Raw genomic sequence first — 23465 nt, forward strand, 5'->3', positions numbered from 1 at the left:
ACGCTGACTAGCAGGGCCGCCCGACGATTCGAGATCGCTTGCTGCAACGGCGTGCTACGGATCATCCGGACGGGGCGCCACGAGCCTACTCGCCGGCGGCGAAGGGATCGTACTCTTCGCCCTCGCGATGCATCATCCTCGCGACGCGTTCGGTCTCAACCGGGACGCTGTAGCGCTCGTTGAGCCAGTTGCCCAGATCGAGGTCGCGGCAGCGTTGGCTGCAAAACGGAGCGTAAGCGTCCGCCGCGAGGTCTTGCACCTTGAAGCGGAGCTGGCATTGGGGGCATGTCACTTCACGCATGTTCGCTCTCCTTGTGCGTGACGAGGGCGGGGTTGCCGATCGAAGGGGGAACGTTCCCGCGATTCGATTGCCCGCCCAGCTCTACACTATGCCGCAACCAGCGCGCGTGAAAGTCAGTCGCTCTTAGATTTGCTGGAGCTCTTTTTCGAGTCGGACTTGGAGGAGGACTTGTCGCCGCTGGAACTGGAGGACTTCGAGGAGGCCTCCTTGTCCGCCTTGGCTCCCTTCTTGTAGGAGTCACTGCGGTAGTCGGTCAGGTAGAATCCCGAGCCCTTGAAGATGAACCCGCCGCCGGTGCCGAGGAGGCGACGGAGCTTCATTTTTCCACACTCGGGGCACTTCTTCAGCGGCTTGGCCGTGATGGACTGGAACTCTTCCATCTCGTGTTCGCACGCGTCACAGACATACTCGTACGTCGGCATCGACGACTCCTTCACTCATGATTGATCAGCCATCGACCTAAGTCGTTCTCGCGGTGGTGTTCTGGCGAGCGGTTATTCGGAGCCCGCTTGAAGACTCCCTCTAACTCCCCCTTGGAGAAGGGGGAGCAATCGGACACCCCTTGGAGAAGGGGGAGCAATCGGACACCCCTTGGAGAAGGGGGAGCAATCGGACACCCCTTGGAGAAGGGGGAGCAATCGGACACCCCTTGGAGAAGGGGGAGCAATCGGACACCCCTTGGACAAAGGGGAGCAATCGGACACAAGCGACTGCATCCCTACGCCGGCGAGACCGAAACGATCACCTTCGCGGGACGAATGACCCGATCATGCAACATGTAACCGGTCTCGACCGTCTGAAGGACCGTCATCGGCGGACAATCGCCCGAGGGCTGCTGCATCACCGCTTCGTGATGATGAGGATCGAACGGCTCGCCGTCGGGAATCATCTGCTCGATCGAGTGCTTCGCGAGGGTGTCGAGAAGCTGCTTGCGGACCAGCTTGATCCCCTCGAGAATGCCGGCGGTCTCCTTCTGATCCTCGGCGGAACTGATCGCGCGATCGAGATTATCGATCGCCGAAAGCAAGTCGGACGCCAGCGGCTGGGCGGCGAATTGCTTCTGTTGCTGCATCTCGCGATTCATGCGCCGCTGATAGTTCTCGAACTCGGCGCGAGCTCGCTGGGCCAAGTTGAGGTACTTGTCCCGCTCCTCCATCGCCTTTTCGAGCGTCAGCGTGTCGTGCATCGACAACTCGTCGTCGAGGTTCTCTTCGGGAGTCGGTTCGCTCTCTTCGTTTGCCATCGTGGGGTTCTCGTGGGATGTCGATTCGGCGTCTTGGGGATCGTTGGTTTCGTCGAGTGACGGCGACGTCATCCGCTATTCCTCCTTTTCTTCGTCAGGCATGAAGTAGTCGCGAATCTGTTCAAAGAACGACTTCTGCTCGGGAGCGACGTTGACCTTCTCCAGCTCGGCCAACTCACGCAGCAACTCTTCCTGACGCTGCTCGAGTCTCTTGGGAATCTCCACGTACACTTGGATCAACAATCGTCCCTGGCCGCGACCGTGGACGTCCGGCATGCCCTTGCCGTTGAGGCGGAAGACCTGGCCACTCTGCGTCCCGCGCGGAATCGACAGCTTCTCCTTGCCGTTGAGGGTCGGCACATCGAGTTCCGCCCCGAGCGCGGCTTGTGGGTAGCTGATCGGCACCCGGCAGATCAGATCCCGGCCGTCGCGTTCGAAGAGCTTGTGGGAGTTGACGGTCACATGGACGTAGAGGTCGCCGGGAGGGGCTCCGGGTTGTCCCGGTTCTCCCTGGCCGCGAACCCGCAGTCGCATGCCCGAGTCGACCCCCGGCGGGACGTCGACGGTGGTCTTCTTCTCCTCGACTTGCAGGCCCGTTCCCCCGCAAGTCGAGCAGGGATCGCTGACCAGGGTGCCCGCGCCGCGGCAGGTGGGGCAGGTCGTCTCGATGCGAAAGGGCCCTTGAGCCTGCACGATGCGGCCTCGGCCGCCGCACATCGAGCAGGTCGTCGGCTTGGTGCCGGCGCGAGCCCCGGTTCCGTCGCAGGTGCCGCAGCGCGCCCGTCGGCGAACGCTGACACTGCGCGAACACCCGCGAGCGGCGTCCTCGAGGCTGATGCGAACACCGACCTCGAGATCGTTGCCGGGCTGGGGGCCGCGGGGCCGACGTCGACCGCCCCCAAAGAAGCTCCCGAAGACGTCGAAAATATCCTCGATGTCCGAGAACCCTTGGAAGCCGGTTCCCTCGAGCCCTTGATGGCCGTAGCGGTCGTACCGCTGCCGCTTCGCGTCGTCGCCCAAGACCTCGAACGCCTCGGCCGCCTCCTTGAAGTTCTTCTCGGCCTCTTGGTCGCCGGGGTTGCGATCGGGATGATACTTCATCGCGAGCTTGCGGTAGGCGCTCTTGATCTCATCCGGACTCGCGGATCGTTCGACCCCGAGGATTTCGTAGTAGTCGCGCTTGGTTGCCATCATTCGCGGCTCGTCCTATGGGCGTGGCCAAAAAAAGAAGGGCAACCGCGCTTGGCCGCCCTTCGCTGGCTTACTTGGGCGGCTCCCACGTAGGGAGCCGCTTCCGACCCTCTTACACTAGCGAATGGCGCCTTCGACGGCCGGAGCCTCGTCATCGTCGCTGTCGAACTTGGTCACCATCGCTTCGGTGGTCAAGAGCAACGCCGCGATCGAGGACGCGTTCTGAAGTGCCGAGCGAACGACCTTGGTCGGGTCGATGATGCCGGCTTCGAGCATGTCGACGTACGCGTCTTCGTTGACGTTGTAGCCGATGACGCCGCCCCGCTCCTTGACTTCCTGAGCGACCACGGCGCCGTCGCCGCCGGCGTTCTCGACGATCTGGCGGATCGGAGCTTCCAGGGCGCGCGAGATGATCAGCGCGCCGATCTTCTCGTCACCCTTGAGCTTGCTCCGCTGCGCCTCGACCGCGTCGAGCGTCCGCAGCAGCGCCACGCCACCACCGGGAAGGATCCCTTCCTCGCTGGCGGCACGAGTGGCGTGCAGGGCGTCTTCATAGAGCGCCTTGCGATTCTTCATCGCCGCCTCGGTGGCGCCACCGACCTTGATCACGGCCACGCCGCCGGTCAGCTTCGCCAGACGCTCGGCGAACTTCTCCTTGTCGTACTCGCTCTTGCTCTGATCCATCTGGCCGCGGATCTGATCGACCCGGGCCTTGATGGCGGCTTGATCGCCGGCGCCCTCGATGATCGTCGTCGACTCCTTGTCGATTTCGATCCGGCGGCATTGACCGAGCTGCTCAAGCGTGACGCTCTCGAGCTGGATGCCGAGATCTTCGCTGATGAGCTGGCCGCCGGTGAGGGTGGCGATGTCACCGAGCATCGCCTTGCGGCGATCGCCGAAGCCCGGCGCCTTGACCGCCGCGATCTTCAGCACGCCACGAAGACGGTTGACGACCAAGGCCGCGAGAGCCTCGCCTTCGACGTCCTCGGCGATGATCACCAGCGCCTTGCCAGTCTGGGCGACCTTTTCGAGTAGCGGAATGAGGTCGCGCAGGTTGCTGATCTTCTTCTCGAAGATGAGGAGCAACGCGTCGTCGTAGACCGCCTGCATCGCGGTCGAGTCGGTCACGAAGTAGGGCGAGAGGTAGCCCTTGTCAAACTGCATGCCCTCGACGACGTCGAACTCGTCCTCGGCGGTTTTGCCTTCCTCGAGGGTGATGACACCATCTTGGCCGACTTTCTTCATCGCCTCGGCCAGACGCTTGCCGATCTCCATGTCGTTGTTGGCGCTGATGGCGCCGACTTGGGCGATCTGATCGGCGCTGCTGACCGGCGTCGAAAGCTCCTTGAGGGCTTCGATCGCGGCCTCGACCGATTTCTCGATCCCGCGACGAACGTGGGAAGGGTTGGCGCCGGCGGTCAGGTGACGCAGGCCTTCCTCGAAGATGGCGCGTCCGAGGACCGTCGCGGTCGTCGTGCCGTCACCGGCGACGTCGCTGGTCTTGCTGGCGACTTGATTGACGAGCTTGGCGCCCATGTTCTCGAAAGGATCGGGAAGCTCAATCTCCTTGCTGACCGAGACGCCGTCCTTGGTGGCGGTGGGGCCACCGAAGGACTTGTCGAGGATGACGTTGCGACCGGTCGGCCCCATCGTCACCGCCACGGTGCGCGCGAGCTTGCTGATACCCTCGCGCATCTTCTTTTTGGCCTCGTCGGCGTACATCAACTGCTTTGCCACGTGGTTGACTCCTTGTGTGGTTTGGTTCGGACCCTGTTGACAGGCAGTGACTACTTCTCGACCTTGGCCAGCAAGTCACTCTCACGCATGATCTTGAGCTCTTCGCCGTTGATCTTCACTTCGTTGCCGGCGTACTTGCCGAAGAGAACCTCGTCACCGACGGTGACCGAAAGGGCGGCCCGTTCGCCGCTGTCGAGCAACTTGCCCGGACCGACAGCGACGATCTCGCCACGCTGCTGCTTTTCCTTGGCGTTGTCGGGCAGCACGATGCCGCCGGCGGTCGTGTCTTCCGCCTCGGCACTGCGAACAACAACCCGATCGTCGAGCGGCTTCAATCCGATTCCCTTAGCCATGGATCCATCTCCTGTCTGATTTCTCGTTGAACTTGTCGATTCCCAGGTCCGGTGCCCCTCGGCGCTTGTCGCTCGGAGGGAGACCGGCTTATGCTGAACTTGATCGTCATTGGTCGCGTGAACGCGAACGGCTGGCGGAACGGAGTTCCCTCCAGGCGGTCTCGTACGGCGAAGCGGCTTACATCATGCCGCCCATACCGCCCATGCCCATACCGCCCATGCCACCCATGCCCATGCCGCCCATGTCCATGCCACCCATTCCGCCCATGCCGCCCATTCCACCCATGCCGTGGTCGTGGTGGCCACCAGCATCGGCCGACTTGGGTTCGGGCTTGTTGGCGATCATGCACTCGGTGGTGAGCAATAGCGCGGCGACGCTGGCACCGTTTTGCAGGGCCGAGCGGGTCACCTTCACGGGGTCGATGACGCCCGCCTTGGTCAAGTCGCCGTAATCGTCCTTATTGGCGTTGTAGCCGAACTTCAGGTCCTTGTTCTTGAGGATCTGGGCGGCGACGACCGAGCCGTCCTTGCCGGCGTTGGTCGCGATCGTCCGGACCGGAATGCTCAGGACGCTGCGGATGATGTCGACGCCGTGGGCCTCGTCCCCCTTGAGCTTGAGTCCCTCAAGGGCCTCGCCGCTGCGAAGGAGAGCGACGCCACCGCCGGGAACGACCCCTTCCTCGATCGCGGCCCGCGTCGCGTGAAGGGCATCCTCGACGAGCGCCTTACGCTCCTTCATTTCGGTTTCGGTCGCGGCCCCGACGTTAATTTGGGCGACGCCACCGGCGAGCTTCGCGAGACGCTCTTGCAGCTTCTCGCGATCGTAGTCGCTGTCGGTCTCGCCGATCTCGCGGCGGATCATCTCGCAACGACCCTGGATGTCGACCTTCTTGCCGGCCCCTTCGATGACGGTGGTGTTCTCGGAGGTGACGGTGATCTTCTTGGCCTTGCCGAGATCGTCGAGCGAGACGTTCTCGAGCTTGACGCCGAGATCCTTGAAGATGGCCTTGCCACCGGTGAGGACCGCGATGTCGCCGAGCATTGCCTTGCGACGATCGCCGTAGCCGGGGGCCTTGACGGCACAGACGTTGACGATGCCACGGAGCTTGTTGACGACGAGGGTGGCGAGGGCTTCGCCTTCGATGTCCTCGGCGATGATCAAGAGCGGCTTGTGGGCTTGGGAGATCGTTTCGAGCAGCGGGATGAGCGGCTTGGCCGAGGAGATCTTCTCCTCGTAGATGAGCACGAGGCAGTTCTCGAGTTCGACGGCCATCTCGTCCTGGTCGGTGACGAAGTGGGGGGAGAGGTAACCGCGGTCGAACTGCATGCCTTCGACGACTTCGACCTCGGTCTCGATTCCCTTTCCTTCCTCGACGGTGACGACGCCGTCACTGCCGACCTTCTCCATCGCGTCGGCGATCGTCTTGCCGATCTCGCTGTCGTTGTTGGAGGCGATGGTCGCGACTTCGGCGATCGACTGCTTACGTCCCTTGACCGCGGTCGCCTTGGAGAGCAAGTGCTCGACGACCGCTTCGACGGCGGTGTGGATGCCGCGGCTAAGTGCCATCGGGTCGGCCCCGGCGGCGATGCGACGCAGGCCTTCCTTGAAGACCGCCTCGGCCAGGACCGTCGCGGTGGTCGTGCCGTCGCCGGCGACATCGCTGGTCTTGCTGGCGGCTTCCTTGACGAGCTGGGCGCCCATGTTCTCGTAGGGGCAGACCAGTTCGATTTCCTCGGCGACGGTGACGCCGTCCTTGGTGATCGTGGGGCTTCCCCAGCCCTTGTCGATCACCGCGTTGTGTCCGCGTGGGCCCAACGTACTTTTCACGGCGCGGGCGAGCTTGCTCACACCCTGCGCCATCTTTTGGCGGGCCTCATCGTCAAACGTCAACATCTTGGCCATTCACTCATCCTCCCTTGGGTCACGCTAAAATTCGCGGCGTGTCGGTTCCGGTGGTTTGTCTCGGCAGCCCTTCGCGGGCCGACGCTCCTTGTGCAGTTCTGGATGGCTCCAGCGAAGGCATTTTGGCTTGCTCCGCGTTGTGCAATGCGGATGCCAATTTGGAGGTGGAGTCGCAATATGTTATAGGGTAGAGGCTTGCGTCTGATTGCCGCCGTGGCGGATCGCTCGGAAAACCTGCCAGTTTGGCGGAGCTCTTCCCGGCGAGGGGGATTGGTTGCCAATTTGACAACTCCCCCAGCCTGCGACCCGGGCCGCGCGACAGCTACAGTCGGAGCAAGTGGGCTGGCTAGGCGGACATTTCGGCGCGTCGACCGCCCGGGAGTGCTTCCGAATGGCGCTCTTTTGCGCTAGAATCGATGCAAATCGGTTGAGAATCGTCGGAAAACTATGGCTGATCTGCCCGAAATCCCCGACTTCATGCGCAAACCGCGGCGGCCTCGCACGCGAAGACCCCCCGAAACGCGCCGCTTCAAACGCAAAGTCAGGCAGCCCGATCCCAGCAACCCTTCCGACGTCGATCCCATTCTTAATGCCCAGGAGGAGATCGACGCGAGTCCACCCGTCGCTCCCGAGCTCGATCGAGAGACCGCCGCGCCGACCAGGGAGAACCTTCCACCAAGTGTCCCGGAGGAGACTCCGTCACCCGTGGAGGCGGAGACGACTCCCACCCCGGACGATGGGCCACCCCCGATCGCGGAGGACGATGGGCCCTCCGCGGTAGAGGACGAGGACGGTGTTTCGCAGGACCTCGTCGATGACCTCCCCGCCGAGACCGGCGACGTCGCCTCGTCCGACGAGGAAACGGCCGAGTCGGTCACCGACGAGACTCCGGGCGATGTCGATGAAGCTGGCGTACCCCAGGCTGCGGAATCCGCCGAGCCGGAGAGTGACGACCGCATTGATACACCGGATGATTTTTCCGACTCAACCGACTCAAGGGAAATGGTCGAGGGGGGGCTCCGCGAACAGGAGGCGGCGACCTCGGCGGAAGAGACTCCCGATGCGCCGAGCGATGGGCCCTCCGCGGTAGAGGACGAGGACGGTGTTTCGCAGGACCTCGTCGAACGACTCTTGGCCGAGAACTCCCCCTCGCCGTCGAACGAGACGCCGGCCGAGGAGCCGGTTGCCGAGCAGGCTCCGGAAGAGGAAGGGGCGAGCGAGCCCGAGATCGCCGAGACGCCGCCCACCGAGCAGGCGGAAAACGCGGATACCTCGCTGTCGCAAGACTCAATCGAGGCGATGATCGCCGAGCAAGCCGCCGCTTCCGCGGAGTCGAGCGAGCCGGAACCCGCTGAAGAGCCTTCTGCCGCCGGTGACGAAGGCCCTGTTTCGCAGGACCTGGTTGAGAGCCTGCTCGCGGAGAGCCACGAGGAAGCTCCCGCCGAGGAACCCCCGGGACCGGACGCCTCGGACGATTCGCTGTCGCAAGACTCAATCGAGGCAATGATCGCCGAGCAAGCCGCCGCTTCCGCGGAGTCGAGCGAGCCGGAACCCGCTGAAGAGCCTTCTGCCGCCGGTGACGAGGGCCCTGTTTCGCAGGACCTGGTTGAGAGCCTGCTCGCGGAGAGCCACGAGGAAGCTCCCGCCGAGGAACCCCCGGGACCGGACGCCTCGGACGATTCGCTGTCGCAAGACTCAATCGAGGCGATGATCGCCGAGCAAGCCGCCGCTTCCGCGGAGTCGAGCGAGCCGGAACCCGCTGAAGAGCCTTCTGCCGGCGCAGACGAAGGCCCTGTTTCGCAGGACCTGGTTGAGAGCCTGCTCGCGGAGAGCCACGAGGAAGCTCCCGCCGAGGAACCCCCGGCACCGGACGCCTCGGACGATTCGCTGTCGCAAGACTCAATCGAAGCGATGATCGCCGAGCAAGCCGCCGCTTCCGCGGAGTCGAGCGAGCCGGAACCCACTGAAGAGCCTTCTGCCGGCGCAGACGAGGGCCCTGTTTCGCAGGACCTGGTTGAGAGCCTGCTCGCGGAGAGCCACGAGGAAGCTCCCGCCGAGGAACCCCCGGCACCGGACGCCTCGGACGATTCGCTGTCGCAAGACTCGATCGAAGCGATGATCGCCGAGCAAGACGCCGCTTCCGCGGAGTCGAGCGAGCCGGAACCCGCTGAAGAGCCTTCTGCCGCCGGTGACGAGGGCCCTGTTTCGCAGGACCTGGTTGAGAGCCTGCTCGCGGAGAGCCACGAGGAAGCTCCCGCCGAGGAACCCCCGGGACCGGACGCCTCGGACGATTCGCTGTCGCAAGACTCAATCGAAGCGATGATCGCCGAGCAAGCCGCCGCGGATGCCGCGGAGGAGGAGGCGGCGGAACTCCAAGAGGTAGCCGCCGAGCAGACGCCGCTCGATGAGGCGACCGAGGAGCGGACGCTGGAGCCTGCCGCCGCCGAATCGTCGAAGGAACTTCTTGCGGGAGAGGACTACGACGGGGCCTACGACGACGATAGCGCGAGGGATGCCGGCGACCGATGTTCCCGTTGGATGACGGTCGACGAGAGCCTCGATCTACCGGAGGCGCCCGCTTCCCCCACGACGGAGAACCGGGAGCGACCGGCTCTGATGGCGTCCGCCAGCGGGGAGCCTCGCGAAGATGATCGACTGACGCGTTGGTGTTCCGTCGACGAGACTCTCGCGTTGAGTGAGGTCGACGCGGAGGCCTCGAGCGCACCGGATGGGGAGCAAGGGGTCGCGTCCGAGGAAGTGACCGACGACTTCTTGGACAAACTGCTCGGCAACGACAACTCGGGAGAGCCGAGGCCTCGGCTGCTGGAGAGTGACACGTCGGACTCGGTTCCCGAGAATGGGCCGCAACCGAACATCGACATCGCCGCGCTGAATCAATTCAAGATGGAGGAGGAGAATGCTCGCGTTGGCCGTTTCTTCGGCGATACGGGCAAGAAGAAGGAGGAACCCGCTCCCGAGCCGGAACCCCAGGCGGTGGAGCGGCCCGTGGTGCTCGAAGAGGCTCCCTCGCTCGAACCGGCGCGGCCTCGGCGGTCCCCGATGGACATACTGGTCGATGTTGACGAATCGCTGCGGAAACGAAGTCCGCTGGCGGTGACGGCGATCGGCGTGAGCGGGATTGTTCTGGGGATGCTGGCGATCCAGCTCCTGGTATTCTCGCTTGTGGGTTGGATCTGAACTCGCTCCCGTATGTCCCCGGTTAGCGGCGCTCCCACGAGATTCATACGATGAGGTTCGGGGACAGCCGCGTCCGCCTGCCGCAGTCATCGCCGCCACACCGTCCCGACGATGGACCGGAGGGTCATGAGTTCCGACGAGAAACTTGAGCTTCGTCATCCCGCGAAGGCCGCGCTGTTGGCGTGGCTCGTCCCTGGGCTCGGACATTGGTACCAGGGCCGTATGGGCAAGTCGGTTCTATACGCCATCTGCATCCTGGGCCTTTTCGTCGCCGGCAGCCAACAAGGGGCGTGGCAGGTTGTCTACGTTCGTTGGGATCGCGAAGGGTTCTATTGGCCCTATCTTGCCCAGGTCGGCACGGGAGTCGTGGCTCTGCCCGCCTTGATTCGGTCCCCAGCGGTGCGCGCTTGGTTTCCCGAAGCGGTGCGACGCTTCGAGTTGGCCCCGACGCCCGAGGAGCAAGATGATCTGCACCGGACCTTCGGCAAGCAGATCGACATGGCGATGGTCTACACGATGGTCGCCGGGCTGCTCAACTTTCTCGTGATCTACGACGCCTTCGCCGGCCCCGCCCTCTGGGACGAGGAGCAACGCCGCAAGAGTCCGCCTCCCTCGCCACCGGAGACGCCCAAGGAATGACGCCGCTCTTCGCCAGTCTCAACATGCACTGGTATTTGCCTCCGTTGGTGATCGCCGTGAGCCTCGTCTACAGCGCGACGCGCTACGAGGACTGGGGGCTGATCTGGCGACACGCGATCCGGTGGGCGCTCTATATCCTCGCCTTTCTCGGATCGGCGTACTTGGTGCTCTTCCTGATCTCGATCGAAATCCCCTTCTTCTGGCTGGTCCTGGTCGTCCTCGGGCTCGCCTTTGTCTTTTACCGCACCGGTTCCGCACGCGGCTGATCCGTCGAGCGATTCGCTTACATCCCCGCTTCAGGCGTCATTCCCCGACTTCTCCCCGTGAGAGAGTGAGCCTCTTGTTCCCCTCTCCCTGTGGGAGAGTGAGCCTCTTGTTCCCCTCTCCCTGTGGGAGAGTGAGCCTCTTGTTCCCCTCTCCCTGTGAGAGAGGGGTTAGGGGTGAGGGGGCTTTCTTCCACGAAGTTGCAACGTTTCCCCAAGCAATGAATCCCCTCACCCGTCTCGCTTCGCTCGCCGACCTCTCCCCACGGGAGAGGTCATTCGTGCTCCTCTCCCCGTGGGAGAGTGAGCCTCTTGTTCCCCTCTCCCCGTGGGAGAGTGAGCCTCTTGATCCCCTCTCCCTGTGGGAGAGGGGTTAGGGGTGAGGGGGTTCTCTTCCGCCGAATCGCGTTGCCCGCGGCATCTCCGGCGGACGCCGTGCGTGTGTCAACGACGTCCGTTACGGCGCGCCCAACACCCGGGCGATCATCGCGAACGAACTGATGACCAAGGCAAAGTAGATGATGCGCCGAAACTGCTGCGCGTCGATGTGATGCGAGGTGAGCCCGCCGAGCTTCATCCCGAGCAGACAACAGGGCATCGCGGCGAGCGATAGCATGAAGACGGGCATGTCGACCAAGCCGTAGATGACCAGGATTGGCGGTCGCAGGGCCGCGATGACGAGGAAGAACGCGAACAGAAAGGCTCGCGTCTGAAGTGGCGACCATGCCTGCCGGGCCGCGTACGCGACGATCGGCGGGCCGGCGACGGCGATCGAGCCGCCGAGAAATCCGCTTCCCACCCCCGCGACGAGTCCCCAGAAACTCGACGGGCTGGCGGTCGCCTCGGGCCGCTGCTTCCGCAGGAGCCCGTCCATACTGACAAAGAGGATCACGATCGCGGTCCCGATGATCAGCCAGTCGGGATGAACCCAAGCGAAGGCGGCGATGCCGAGTGGGAGACCGACGATGGCGCCGATGTAGCAATCGCGAAGGGAACTCCACGAAACCTGATCGCGCGCTTGCCAGAACATGAGTGCTAAGGGAATGACCAAGCTGAAGGAAACGACGATGTTGGCGTCCTTCATCGGCAGAAAGTAGGGGACGACCGAGAGGGCGACCAGGGCGTAGCCGAAGCCGAGGCATCCCTGAACGAACGCGGCAGTCGTCATGACCGTGGCGAGAATCACCCAAATCATCGGGGAGGTCTTCCTAAGGCGCAAGCAACTCTTGGTGAGACCCTCATGATAGAACCACGCCGGGATGAACCGAGAAAATCTTCGTGCCGTGGGAGGAGCCCCGCCGATCGCGGGAGCCGACCTTGAGCGAAAATGGTCGCGTTTTCGAGACGTGACCCCGCGCAAACGGGGCAATTCGGGCAGACTCGACGCCTGGTGGCGAGGTGATTTTCTCCCCAACGGAGCAATTCCAACTCTCCCGCTAAAGAGAACATCCTCGGGACGTCGATTCGTGCACGGATGACACGCCGTCTTCAGACGCGACCGTTTCGGCATGGTGGGTATGAAATCACGCCAGATTGAATTGATCACGAGGCTCTCACGGGCAGCGCTGCTCGCGGCACTGCCGGCCCATCGGGCAACGCTCTTGATCGCGTTCTGGGTCCTCTCGGTCGCGGGGTGTTGCTCGAAAGGGCCACTCGTCGCCGCCCATTGTCCCGGTTCCCATCGCGTCCTCTGCCCGATTCGGCAACGCGAGGAAGTCGATCACACGTGGGATCAGTGGGCCAAGGATCACCTCCAGTCGGGGGACATCGTCTTCGGCATGGGCGACGCGCGGGCGTGCATGGGGCTCTTCCGCTTCTCGCGAGTCTCGACCCGGATGGCCGCGAGCCGCTATTCGCACACCGGCCTGATCTCGTGTGAGGACGGCGAGGTCTACGTCTACGACATGGCACCGGAAGGGGCGCGCCGCAAGCGCTTCTCGCAGTACCTCGTCGAGGACAATGTCATGAATCTGGCGGTGAAGCGACTCAGCCCAGAGAAGCGGCATCTCGCCGAGGCGGCGGTCAAGTACTGCCAGGACGTCTACGAGCGACAGCCGAACTTCGACCGCCAGTTCGTCATGGGGCCCGAGAAACTCTATTGCACCGAGATGGTCGTCCTCGCGTACCGCTCGGCGGGGATCGATCTCTGCGAACCGATTCGCATCGACGAGTTCCCCAACTACGACAAGTTCCCGATCACGACCTTCATCGGTCGGCTCGTGCCTCCCTTCACTCCGGAGACGCAGGTCTTCGTTCCGGGCAACGAGCAGATCGGTATCTGGTCCTCGCCCGATCTGGACGTCGTTTACGAAGAATGCCACTTCGAGCACAACCAACCCGAGCCGACGGTCCAGCAGGTCGCGGACCGTTCCCGCCAGATCTTCTAAGCCTTTCAAGGTGGCCACGCTCACCGTGGTGGGCCGCGGACCCAACCTACTCGGCTACGACGCGTACTTCGAGACGCACTTCCATTGGATGATCCCCGTCGTCAGCTCGCCGTTGGGGCCGAAGAACTTTCCGGTTCCCTTGCTGTTCAGTTTGAACGGGTAGTTGCGAACGTTGAGTGTCGCCACCTTGCGGTGTCCCCCATATTGCTCGAATAGTTCGAGCGTCTTGGTGAGGCCGTAGACGTAGTACCAGCCGTTGCCCTTGTGGCCGATCTGATACGCCTTGGTGAACGGCTTTCCCGACCAGCGATGGGCCAAGATCGAGCTCTCCTCGAGCGTGATAATGGTGGCCCCTTTCTTGGTATCGGTCAGTAGCAGTCCAAATCGCGCCATGCTTCGATCCTCCCAAGTGTACCCTTGTGATCCCCGACAACTTCGTTCAAGGGAGAATGGACTTTCTTGCGTAGAACCGGACCGGCAATCCGCGCCGGAACCGTGAAAACATCGTGAAGATCGTCGCGGCGAAGGGGAACTCCTCGTCGGTCTACGAGATTCCGTAGGGATAGCCACGCTCGCGAAGCCACTTGCGGTGCGCGATCGAGAGCCGGTCGGACCGCGGATGAAGTTCCTCCTGGAGATCCAGCGGCAGCCGTTCGGGACGCTGCGACTCGATGGTGGGACGATCTTGAGCGAAGATGCCGTCTTGAAAGGATCGCAGCTCCGTGTCGCGTTGGTCGATCGCATCGTCGAACGTTCCAGCAGGCTGGTCTCCAGCGCCGACCGCGATCTCATGGGCAAGCCGAAGGTTGCGCGGGTTTTTCTCCACAGAATATGCCACAATGGGATGCCAACCATCGCCGCGGGGACGGACCGGACGCGGCCGACGAAACGATCAACGAGGATTTGTCGACGATGCCCATGTTGTTGCTCCGCGGGAGCTTGATGACGCTCTTCGCTCTTGTCGCGACGCCAGTGCTCGCTGGCTCCGACGGCACCTACCACCAAGTAAGCTATCCTCCCTCGACGGAGCCTGGCGAGTGCCAGATCGGGGTGACGCACACTCTTTGGATTCCGCCTGGGGTCAAGACGATTCGCGGCGTGATCGTCCACCAGCACGGCTGCGGCGAGGGGGCTTGCAAGGGAGGCGAGACCGCCGCCCACGATTTGCATTGGCAGGAGTTGGCCCGCAAGTGGGACTGCGCGTTGCTCGGTCCCTCCTACCAGCAGAAGAAGGATCAAAATTGCCGGCTCTGGTGCGACCCGCGCAACGGCTCGGGCGAGGTCTTCGTTCAGGCGCTGGGCGATCTCGCGACCAAGTCGGGCCATCCCGAGATCGCGGAAGTTCCGTGGTGCCTTTGGGGGCATTCCGGCGGCGGGTTTTGGTCGAGCCTCATGCAGATGAAACATCCCGAGCGAATCGTCGCCATCTGGTTCCAATCGGGAACGGCGCATGGCACGTGGTCGAAGGGAGAGATCGAGGCACCAGAGATTCCCGACGCCGCGATGACCATCCCGATGATGGCCAATCCGGGGCTCCTGGAACGCGACCACAAGCGATTCCGCGGCGCTTGGAAGGGGAATCTCGGCATGTTCGAGGACTACCGCTCGCGCGGGGCGCCGATCGCCTTCACGCCCGACCCGAAGTCGGGCCACGAAACCCGCGAGTCGCGCTACCTCGCAATACCGTTCTTCGACGTCTGTCTCGAAGAGCGTCTGCCCGAGAAGCCGGGAGCGGCCGGCCCATTGCGGAAGATGGACCTGGCGCGGGCGTGGTTGGCGGACGTGCCGCTCGAGCCGGAGAAGACGCAGCCGACGCCCGTCCCCGCGGCGGACTACCGGGGCGATGCGAGCAAGGCGGTTTGGCTCCCCAACGAGCGGATCGCGAAGGCGTGGAGTGAGTTTATCAAGACCGGAGTTGTCGACGACAAGACCGCGCCGCCCGCACCGACCGACGTCAACGCGTCGAGGGAGAAGGAAGGGATGGTCGTGACTTGGGACGCCCGCGCCGACATTGAGAGCGGCATCGGCGGCTTTCGCGTCTATCGCGACGACGAGCTGATCGGCGAACTTCCGACCAAGCCCTCGACTCGCTACGGGCGGCCGCTGTTCCAGGGGATGTCCTACCACGACACGCCCAACTCCCCGCTGGCGAAAATGCGTTACGTCGACCCGGAGGGTTCGCCGTCGAACACGTATCGCGTCGAGGCGGTCAATAGTGTCGGGCTTCGTTCGAAGTAGGGGCGAGCACCGCCACGCCGATACGTTCTGGGGGGATCTCCATGGGGAAGGATATCGACCTCGTTTCGGTACTGATTGGGATCAGTGTCTTCGTGATCGTGCTCGGCTTGTTCTTCCCGCGCAGCAAGCGGAAGCGAAGCGGTCTCCCGTTCTTCAGTGACGGGGACGACAGTGATGGCGGAGGCTGGTTCTTCGGCGACAGCGGCTCCGACGGTGGAGACAGTGGCGGCGGGGACGGGGACTAGGCTCCGTCTCAAAACTCGGCTCTGGCTTCGACTCGCTGCATCGGCACGGGACTTTGTCGGGCTGCATCGACGAATCCAGTGGATTCGCCTGCTTCGCCCTCCTCGTCCCGCACCAACTCGCTGAGCCTCGGACCAACGATCAACTTTTGAGACGAAGCCTAGTACCGCGTCAAACGCCGGACTTCGGGTGGTGAACCCACGATCACTTCTCACTGGCTGACCAGCAGCCCAAGGACCACCCGAACGGTTGGATTTGACAAAGCACTCGTAGCCCCCTCCAAGAGAAGGACCGAGGACATTCGGTTGCGAGTGAACTAAGTGACGTATTTCAGGCGGTTTTCATTGCCCACGTGTCAGCGTTGTTGACCTGCGGCGAAAAAATCGGCTATCTCCGAAAAAAATGTTACGTTCCGAATCCCCCAGGGAATCTTCTTCTTGGGCTACCTCTCGAGCGTCGGTTTTGGGGAAAGCGATCCACGCTCAAGACGAAGTTCGGGCATTTGCCTCAATTCACTTTCGATGACGTCCGTTTTCTTGGCGATGTACTCGCTACAACGCCGCGGCCGTCGCAACCTGGGGGACATCATGAAGTTACAGCGTTCGTGGCGGCGCGGGTTCACCCTCGTCGAATTGCTGGTCGTGATCGCGATCATTGGCGTTTTGGTGGGGCTCCTTCTTCCTGCCGTCCAGCAGGCTCGAGAATCGGCACGGCGTTCCTTCTGTCAGAACAATCTCAAACAGATCGGCGTGGCGCTACACAACTACGTCGACGCCCATCAGACCCTTCCGCCGGGCCACATCAACAACCCCAACGCCGCCGACGATGAAGGGCATTGGGTTTGGTCCGCCTTCGTCATGCCTTACTGCGATCAGGCCCCCCTCTACGACAAGCTCAATCCTGGCACGACCGCCGCGACCGACGCCCTGGGACAGTACACCAGCGAGATGCAGCGACGCTACGATAGCTGGCGTTGCCCGTCGGATACCGGCCCGGACTACTTCCGCGGCAATGTTTCCATCAGTGTCAACGGCACGTCGATCGCCGATGTCGGTTACACCTTCGACGCCAATCCCGGAGCCGACAACACGGGCGTCTCGCTGACCAACTACGTGGTTGCCAACAATGTCGCTTGGGTGCGAACGGCCAAAGCGACCGACCCGATCGATGGGCGAAGTGGGGCGGTCGGTGCCTTCTTCGAGAACCAGACCACCAAACTCCGCGATATTAGCGACGGACTGAGCAAGACCTTCCTCGCGGGCGAGCGGGTCTATAGCGCCGGCGCCAATGGATTGATGCTCGCCGGGATGCTCTTCGCCGTGCGGGGCAATTCGGGCTACGGTGTGGAAGCCTATGCTTCCGGTAGAGGGAACAACTTCAACCAAGGAATGACCTCGTATGCCGGTTCGACTTACTACGGCATCAATCCGCCACTCACCGGCGATTACAAGCAGAACCAGTCCTTCAGCAGCCTTCACCCCGGCGGGGCTCACTTTCTCTTCGGTGACGGGCGCGTCCAGTTCATCAGTGACTCGATCGAGAACCCCGTCGGAGCCTCCGGCGAGGTGAGGACCGTCTTTGACAAGCTCCTCGGGATTGCCGACGGGCAGATCATTGACAGCTACTAGCCAAAGCACTTGCTAGCGGGACACCGTCGCGCTCGAATGCGTTGGCGGCGGTGTCCCCTTCTCGCGTCTTACAGCTTTTCTCCAGGATCCGAGGAACGGTATGAGGGCTGCAAAGGTTTCCCTTGGATGGATGATGGCGCTCGCGTCGGTTGGTATCGCCGGCTGTGGATCGGAGGAGGGGCCGGATCTCGGAACGGTCACCGGCATCGTGACGCTCGACGGCCAACCGCTCGACAATGCGACCATCTGGTTCATGCCGGTCGAGGGCAATCGGCGTTCGATCGGCAAGACCGACGGTAGCGGTCAGTACAAGCTCTTTTACACCCGCGATCGGGCTGGAGCCGAACTCGGCGCCCACAAGGTCTCGATCACTTCGGAGTTCGATACTCCGGTGAACGAAGCGACCGGCGAGCCCGCTCATTCGCGTCCCGAGATGCTTCCCGCTCGCTATCACGAGCAAACCGAACTGACCGCCGACGTCGACAAAGGGAGCAACACATTCAACTTCGACCTCACGTCGAAGTGACCGACTCGTCGGGTTCCCGAGGGGGAGAACGCTCGCTCTCCCCGGACATCGGGCGGAGGATGCGGTAAGCTACGGGCGTAGCCAATGTCATCCCCACCCGAGTCCTGCGAGAGTCGTCATGTCGCGTCCCTGGGTTCACGATGCCATTTCCCGGATCGAGTCCGACTTCAATCGCTCGGCCGACACTCATCTCATCAAGCTCCCGAGCGGGGCGTGTCCCGACATCGACGTCTACCTCAAGGACGAGTCGATTCATCCCACGGGAAGCCTCAAGCACCGCCTCGCCCGCTCGCTCTTTCTCTACGCCCTTTGCAATGGGTGGATCGATGAGGGGACGCCGATCATTGAGTCCTCCTCGGGAAGCACCGCGATCAGCGAGGCCTACTTCGCGAACCTGCTCGAGTTGCCGTTCCACACCGTGATTCCCGCCGCGACTTCGACGGAGAAGATCCACAAGATTGAGTTCCTCGGCGGCAAATGTCATCTCGTCGAGGGGGATATCACCCGCGCCGCGAAGGAGCTGGCGCGCGAGTTGGGCGGGCACTACATGGACCAGTTCACCTACGCCGAGCGGGCGACCGACTGGCGCGGCAACAACAACATCGCCGAGTCGCTCTTTCGTCAGATGGAGAAGGAACGCTACCCCGAACCGACGTGGGTGGTGGTCAGCGCCGGCACCGGCGGGACGTCGGCCACCGTTGGCCGCTACATTCGCTATCAACGACTGGACACCAAGCTCTGCGTCGCCGATCCGGAGAACTCGGTTTACGCGGAGTTCTATCGGACGCGGGACCGTTCGATCACCCGCGATCGGCTTTCACGCATCGAGGGGATCGGGCGCCCTCACGTCGAGCCCTCGTTCATCCCGGACGTAGTCGACCGCATGATCGAGGTTCCCGATTCCGCCGCAATCGCGACGATCCATCGGCTCGAGCGGCTGCTCGATCGCAAGTGCGGCGGCTCGACCGGGACGAATCTCTGGGCGGTCTTTCAGATCATGGCGGAGATGAAGGCCAAGAGAGAGAAGGGGAGCATCGTCACGGTGATCTGTGACTCCGGCGAGCGTTACGCGCACACCTACTACAACGCCGAGTGGTTGGCCGAGCACGGGCTCGTTCCCGAGGACTATGCCGACGATCTGTCCCACTTCCTCGACGCTGGCTCGTTCGACGTTTCTTGAATTCCTCGTCTCTTGCACGTTGAGGGTTGGACGTCGCGATCTCCAAGTCCCGCGAGAGCAGCGGGAAGCACGAACGCTACCGTTGTCCGGCATGCAGCCATGTCCCAAATTTGCTTGACAAATAACAGACAGGTCTGTATATTTCTGGCATGAGTGAGAAACGAGCCACCAAACCGAGTGCCCGGCAGCGCATCCTCGAGACCGCGCAGCGACTTTTCTACGCCGAGGGTGTTCGCGCGGTGGGGATCGACCGCATCATCGCCGAGGCGGGCGTCGCCAAGATGACGCTCTATAACCACTTTCCCTCGAAGGACGACCTCATCCTGGCAGTCCTTGAGCAGAGGGAAGTCGAGGTCGACGCGATGTTCGCCGAGGCGATCAAACGCCTGGTGAACAAGGGAAGGACCAAGTTGGAGGCCTTCTTCCTCGCATTGGAGGAATGGTTCCACAACGACGGTTTTCGCGGCTGTTCGTTCATCAACACGCTCGTGGAACTCGCCGACCGCGAGCACCCGGCGTCGCGGTTTTCGTCTGCCCACAAACGTCGGTTTCATGAGTTGCTCGGCCAGATCATCGCCGAGGAGCATGGCACGGAGGTCGCCCAGGAGGTGACCCCGGCGATCGCGATCCTGGTGGAGGGAGCGATCATCACCGCGCAATTGGAGGGCTCCGCGAATCCTGCGCGGGTCGCCGCGCGAGCGTCGCGCACGATGATCGACGAGGTGAAGCGAAGGTCGCGGTAGGGTCCGTGGCCGTGTTTTTTTTCCTGGAAATATACAGACTGGTCTGTATTGATTTTTGCCTGAAAGGAAGTGCAGCATGCAACGTCTCTCGACCGTCGACCCCGCCGAGGCCCAAGGACGGACCAAGGAACTCCTCGACGACGCCCAGCGTGCCTTCGGCATGATTCCCAATGCCGTGAAGGTCTTCGCTCATTCCCCCGCCGCCCTCGATAGCTACCTCACCTTCACCGCGAAGATGCAGGGAGGCACGCTCGACCCGACGCTCCACTACCTCGTGAAACTCCACACCAGCCAGACCAACGATTGCGACTACTGCACGTCGATCCTCTGCGCGATCGGTTCGGACACGGGGGTGTCGGCGGAGGAGATCCTCTCGGGACGCACCGGGCAGTCGGACGATCAGCGCACCCAAGCCGCGCTGCGGTTCGCCGAGGCGGTGCTCGAGAAACGGGGGAAGGTTAGCGACGACGAGTTGGCCGCGGTGCGCGGCGCCGGCTTCGGTGACGCCGAGATCGTCGAGATTGTCGCCAGCGTCGTCCACGGCTGCTTGACCAACTTCGTCAACAACGTCGCGGGGACGGAACTCGACATCCCTCGCGCCGAATCGATCGCCAGCCTCGCCGGCTAACGCGGTCGCGTTTCTCACGGGCCGGGTGCCACTGGCTGCTGGTCGGCCAGGGCGAGAGAGTGTCCGGTTCGTGCGAGACCTTATCGAGTCAAAGGCGTTCCCAGCATGCCCACGACGAGCGTGCGTCGGCACCCGAGGCACCCAAACCGGCGACGCCCAATCCGTTGGGGGCGTCCGGTGTTTCTTTCGCCAGTACCACGATTTTTGGAGAGTGTCCCATGATTGCCCTGCTGCCTCCCTTCGATGTCGCTTCCGCGTTGGCCAAGGTTCGGGCCGCCGAGGATGCTTGGAACAGCCGCGACCCCGAGCGCGTTTCTCTCGCCTATTCGGTCGACTCCGAGTGGCGCAATCGCGACGAGTTTGTCCGGGGCCGCGACCGGATTCGGGCCTTCCTGACCCGCAAGTGGGAGAAAGAACTCGACTATCGGCTCGCCAAGTCTCTCTGGAGCTTTTCCGATGATCGGATCGCGGTTCGCTTTCAGTACGAGTACCACGATGCTCGGGGCCGATGGTTTCGGGCTTACGGCAACGAACTGTGGGAGTTCGATGCGGCCGGGCTGATGCGGCGTCGTGAAGCGAGCATCAACGATGTCGCGATTGACGAGGGAGAGCGCCGCTTCCATTGGCCGGCCCCCGGCCCTCGGCCGGAAGACGACGGCGGGATTCCCGAGGTACGATGAAGGCGTCCGTCACCATCAGGGTTCGAAAGAGAGCAGGAAGATGCGCCAGTATTCCAGTGACATCGCGTTTACCCCCGCCGTCAAAGCGATCCAGACGGCCAAGGGATCGCGCGCAAGCTACGCCAAGGTCGAATGGTCCGGTGGTTTCCGAACGACGGTGACTCCGGACCTCGCGGCCTATCTCGCGGACCTCGACATGTTCTATCTCGGGACCGCCAACGCGGCGGGGCAGCCGTACATCCAGTATCGAGGTGGCTCGAAGGGATTCCTGAAGGTCATCGACGAGACGAACCTCGGCTTTGCCGACTTCGGTGGCAACCGGCAGTACATCACCTTGGGCAACCTCTCGGAGAACCCGCAAGCGTTCCTGTTCTTGATGGACTACGTGCATCGGCGTCGGATCAAGGTGTGGGGCAAGGCTCGGGTTGTTGAAGATGACCCGGACCTGCTCATGCAACTTGGCGATCCCGATTATCCGGGAAAGATCGAACGGGCGATCCTCTTCGAGATCGAAGCTTGGGACGTCAACTGCCCTCAGCACATTCACCAACGGTTCCCGCGGCAAGCGGTCACCGGCGTGCTCGAGGAACTCAAGCAGCGGATCGCCGAACTCGAGGAGGAAGTTGTCGCCCTTCGGGGGAGGGTCGAGGAATCTCCTGGCGGCTGAAACGGGGTCGGAAGCCAGCGGGCTCAGGAGGCGGTGGCCGCGTGTTGGGGGGGAGAACGTTACGGACAGTTTCGAATTGAAATGGTCCAAGTACCTCTCCGATCCAGACACTGCGCCAAGGAGGCTTGTTGGGTTAGGCTGAAGAGACGACAGTCAACGCCTGATCGGTGTATCTATGGCTTCGTTGAAGAGAGCCCCCTCACCCCTGGCCCCTCTCCCATGGGGAAAGGGAAATCTCTAGGCCCACAATCCCAAATGGATCGACATGACTGCCTCAACACAAGGCGCCTCAACCGCTGATGGCGCCGATGCCGCGCAATCGCCAGTACGCAAGGAGCCACGAAGTGATGCTCGTCGAGGAGATCGTTCCCGGCAAGCGCGGATTGACCATCTGCGAGACACCCGTGAGCCGTCCGAGGGTTCGGCGGGAGAGTTCGATTTGCTCGGAGAACGATGTCGGAATTGGCCGCTCGGCGGGCCGCTCGTTGTTTGCGTTTGTCGGGAGGAATTGAGGGACGAGGGTCACGACCGCCGCGAGGCGTGTGCTCTGCGAGGATGGCTTATCCATCTGAATGCCGGTGCCGTCGCTTCGAATGGCTTGGGCCGAACGGTTCCACAGTTCCTTCATCAGCGTGGCGAGGGGAGTCCGCGGCGCGCCGGCCTCGATGGCGGTGTGAAAGCCCTCGATCACGAGCGAGGCCTGGTTGAAGCCCGTGAGGTTCTCGTCGGTCGTCACCCGCGCCATCGGTTCCTCGAACTTTTTCAGGTACTTGAGGTAGGACCTCTCGCCGGTCAGCTTCGCCGCCAGCCACGGGAGGGAGACGTAGAGCCCAAGGCAGTGCAGGTGCGTCGGGGCGGTGACGATGGTGCGGTGCCGATAGGCGTGGCGGAATTTGCGGGCGATGAAGAAGTCGGCCGCGTCGACGAGGAAACGGGCAATCTCCTCCCGGCCGACGGGATCGTTCGTGCTCGACTCGGGCATCAGGTACCAAGCGTAGAAGGCGGCGATCGCCTTGGTGTACTGATCGACGCTCATCTCTTGGGAGTAGCGAGCGCGGGAAAGGCCTCCGAGGGGCTTGGGGAGGTAGCCGGGCATGTAGTGGCGCCCCTCATCGACCACTCGAAGCATGGCGGCGATGGCCCGTTTGGCGTTCGCGAGCGCGACGTCGCTCTTGGTGACGCGCCACCGAGACATCTGACTGAGGGCGTACTCGCCGGTCGCCATGATCGCGTTCTCGTAGGTCAGGCATGCCGCGGGGTCGGGGCTGTTCTGAAAGAAGTCGGTCAGTCGAGCCTTCCACGAGACCTCACCCAACGCCGCGTTGGTGAAGGGCTGTCCCGTCTCGAGGTTGAAGAACGAGCGCACCAGACCATCGGAGTCGTTGAGCGAGTTCTCGACGAATCGCTGGAAGGTCTCGGCGCTTTCGTGCAAGCTCTTGTTGGACGGTCCCTGATCCGCGAGCACGCTCCACGCGGGCAAGCATCCGTAGACCGAGGCGGCGGAGAGGCACTGGAGAAATCGTCGGCGAGGCGTGAGGAAAGCGGACATAAGTCCTACTCCTTTCGAGCGCGACCACGATGTCGGCGCATGGGGACCGATGCCGCTGCCGCGGGGGTGGGAAGAACTGGCTGGCGATCGTCGGGGTCGATTCTACCCAAAAATGGGGGCGGTTGTGACCGAATCGGCGACATCTCCCGCGGAGATACGGAAGTCGAC

The 23465-nt window shown here is 62.8% G+C and carries 24 protein-coding genes; 13 read left to right on the forward strand and 11 right to left on the reverse strand.

Features of this window, described 5'->3' with window-relative positions; genetic code table 11:
- Window positions 1-85 precede the first annotated feature (85 nt).
- The 7 genes from Pan216_RS07320 to groL (Pan216_RS07350) form a co-directional block, all read right to left on the reverse strand.
- Entirely contained in the window at window positions 86-301 is a 216-nt protein-coding gene (locus Pan216_RS07320) for a DNA gyrase inhibitor YacG (protein WP_145256898.1), read from the reverse strand.
- Between the two features lie 113 nt (window positions 302-414).
- Window positions 415-723: an FmdB family zinc ribbon protein gene (locus tag Pan216_RS07325; protein WP_145256902.1), complete on the reverse strand. Its 309-nt coding sequence runs from the start codon at window positions 721-723 to the stop codon at window positions 415-417.
- Window positions 724-1019: 296 nt separating this feature from the next.
- Entirely contained in the window at window positions 1020-1616 is a 597-nt protein-coding gene (gene grpE / locus Pan216_RS07330) for a nucleotide exchange factor GrpE (protein WP_145256904.1), read from the reverse strand.
- Between the two features lie 3 nt (window positions 1617-1619).
- Entirely contained in the window at window positions 1620-2738 is a 1119-nt protein-coding gene (dnaJ, locus tag Pan216_RS07335) for a molecular chaperone DnaJ (protein ID WP_419193368.1), read from the reverse strand.
- A gap of 114 nt (window positions 2739-2852) precedes the next feature.
- Entirely contained in the window at window positions 2853-4472 is a 1620-nt protein-coding gene (gene groL / locus Pan216_RS07340; RefSeq protein WP_145256907.1) for a chaperonin GroEL, read from the reverse strand.
- A 50-nt stretch (window positions 4473-4522) separates the two neighbouring features.
- Entirely contained in the window at window positions 4523-4825 is a 303-nt protein-coding gene (groES, locus tag Pan216_RS07345; protein WP_145256910.1) for a co-chaperone GroES, read from the reverse strand.
- A gap of 178 nt (window positions 4826-5003) precedes the next feature.
- Window positions 5004-6728, reverse strand: a complete 1725-nt coding sequence (gene groL, locus Pan216_RS07350; protein WP_145256913.1) for a chaperonin GroEL — start codon at window positions 6726-6728, stop codon at window positions 5004-5006.
- Window positions 6729-7175: 447 nt separating this feature from the next.
- Between groL (Pan216_RS07350) and Pan216_RS07355 the strand changes: the two genes are divergently transcribed.
- The 3 genes from Pan216_RS07355 (at window position 7176) to Pan216_RS07365 (ending at window position 10831) form a co-directional block, all read left to right on the forward strand.
- Window positions 7176-9926 (forward strand): hypothetical protein, encoded by a 2751-nt coding sequence (locus tag Pan216_RS07355; protein ID WP_145256916.1) that lies wholly within the window; start codon window positions 7176-7178, stop codon window positions 9924-9926.
- Between the two features lie 126 nt (window positions 9927-10052).
- Window positions 10053-10565, forward strand: coding sequence for a DUF6677 family protein (locus tag Pan216_RS07360; RefSeq protein ID WP_145256919.1), 513 nt, complete (start codon window positions 10053-10055; stop codon window positions 10563-10565).
- A complete protein-coding gene (locus tag Pan216_RS07365) occupies window positions 10562-10831 on the forward strand; it encodes a hypothetical protein (protein WP_145256922.1) in 270 nt (89 codons plus the stop codon). Before Pan216_RS07360 ends, Pan216_RS07365 begins: the two co-directional genes overlap by 4 nt.
- Before the next feature lie 454 nt (window positions 10832-11285).
- On the opposite strand, the gene Pan216_RS07370 is transcribed toward Pan216_RS07365, so the two are convergent.
- On the reverse strand, window positions 11286-12023 hold the full coding sequence (locus Pan216_RS07370; RefSeq protein ID WP_419193369.1) for a sulfite exporter TauE/SafE family protein: 738 nt from the start codon (window positions 12021-12023) through the stop codon (window positions 11286-11288).
- 322 nt (window positions 12024-12345) lie between these two features.
- Between Pan216_RS07370 and Pan216_RS07375 the strand changes: the two genes are divergently transcribed.
- Entirely contained in the window at window positions 12346-13215 is an 870-nt protein-coding gene (locus Pan216_RS07375; RefSeq protein WP_419193370.1) for a YiiX/YebB-like N1pC/P60 family cysteine hydrolase, read from the forward strand.
- A gap of 54 nt (window positions 13216-13269) precedes the next feature.
- Here Pan216_RS07375 and Pan216_RS07380 read toward each other — a convergent pair whose 3' ends face one another.
- Both Pan216_RS07380 and Pan216_RS07385 read right to left on the reverse strand, forming a co-directional pair.
- Window positions 13270-13608, reverse strand: a complete 339-nt coding sequence (locus Pan216_RS07380; protein ID WP_145256930.1) for a hypothetical protein — start codon at window positions 13606-13608, stop codon at window positions 13270-13272.
- A gap of 151 nt (window positions 13609-13759) precedes the next feature.
- Entirely contained in the window at window positions 13760-14053 is a 294-nt protein-coding gene (locus tag Pan216_RS07385) for a hypothetical protein (protein ID WP_145256933.1), read from the reverse strand.
- Between the two features lie 74 nt (window positions 14054-14127).
- Between Pan216_RS07385 and Pan216_RS07390 the strand changes: the two genes are divergently transcribed.
- From Pan216_RS07390 to Pan216_RS07430, 9 genes are all read left to right on the forward strand, one after another.
- On the forward strand, window positions 14128-15453 hold the full coding sequence (locus Pan216_RS07390; RefSeq protein ID WP_419193371.1) for an alpha/beta hydrolase family protein: 1326 nt from the start codon (window positions 14128-14130) through the stop codon (window positions 15451-15453).
- A 41-nt stretch (window positions 15454-15494) separates the two neighbouring features.
- On the forward strand, window positions 15495-15698 hold the full coding sequence (locus tag Pan216_RS07395) for a hypothetical protein (protein ID WP_145256936.1): 204 nt from the start codon (window positions 15495-15497) through the stop codon (window positions 15696-15698).
- A gap of 519 nt (window positions 15699-16217) precedes the next feature.
- Window positions 16218-17324, forward strand: a complete 1107-nt coding sequence (locus Pan216_RS07400) for a DUF1559 domain-containing protein (protein ID WP_419193372.1) — start codon at window positions 16218-16220, stop codon at window positions 17322-17324.
- Between the two features lie 100 nt (window positions 17325-17424).
- The gene (locus tag Pan216_RS07405) at window positions 17425-17850 is read left to right on the forward strand and encodes a hypothetical protein (protein ID WP_419193373.1); all 426 of its coding nucleotides are present in this window, start codon (window positions 17425-17427) and stop codon (window positions 17848-17850) included.
- Window positions 17851-17968: 118 nt separating this feature from the next.
- A complete protein-coding gene (locus Pan216_RS07410; RefSeq protein ID WP_145256939.1) occupies window positions 17969-19030 on the forward strand; it encodes a PLP-dependent cysteine synthase family protein in 1062 nt (353 codons plus the stop codon).
- A 149-nt stretch (window positions 19031-19179) separates the two neighbouring features.
- Window positions 19180-19773 carry a TetR/AcrR family transcriptional regulator gene (locus Pan216_RS07415; RefSeq protein WP_145256942.1) on the forward strand — a complete coding sequence of 198 codons (594 nt, stop codon included), beginning with the start codon at window positions 19180-19182 and terminating at the stop codon, window positions 19771-19773.
- A gap of 76 nt (window positions 19774-19849) precedes the next feature.
- Window positions 19850-20401 carry a carboxymuconolactone decarboxylase family protein gene (locus Pan216_RS07420; RefSeq protein ID WP_145256945.1) on the forward strand — a complete coding sequence of 184 codons (552 nt, stop codon included), beginning with the start codon at window positions 19850-19852 and terminating at the stop codon, window positions 20399-20401.
- 218 nt (window positions 20402-20619) lie between these two features.
- Window positions 20620-21081, forward strand: coding sequence for a nuclear transport factor 2 family protein (locus Pan216_RS07425; RefSeq protein WP_145256948.1), 462 nt, complete (start codon window positions 20620-20622; stop codon window positions 21079-21081).
- Window positions 21082-21121: 40 nt separating this feature from the next.
- The gene (locus Pan216_RS07430) at window positions 21122-21748 is read left to right on the forward strand and encodes a pyridoxamine 5'-phosphate oxidase family protein (protein ID WP_145256951.1); all 627 of its coding nucleotides are present in this window, start codon (window positions 21122-21124) and stop codon (window positions 21746-21748) included.
- A 289-nt stretch (window positions 21749-22037) separates the two neighbouring features.
- Here the strand turns inward: Pan216_RS07430 and Pan216_RS07435 are convergent, their stop codons facing one another.
- On the reverse strand, window positions 22038-23297 hold the full coding sequence (locus Pan216_RS07435; protein ID WP_145256953.1) for a hypothetical protein: 1260 nt from the start codon (window positions 23295-23297) through the stop codon (window positions 22038-22040).
- Window positions 23298-23465: the final 168 nt, after the last annotated feature.

The organism is Kolteria novifilia (assembly GCA_007748055.1).
GTDB classification, from domain to species: Bacteria; Planctomycetota; Planctomycetia; order Kolteriales; family Kolteriaceae; genus Kolteria; species Kolteria novifilia.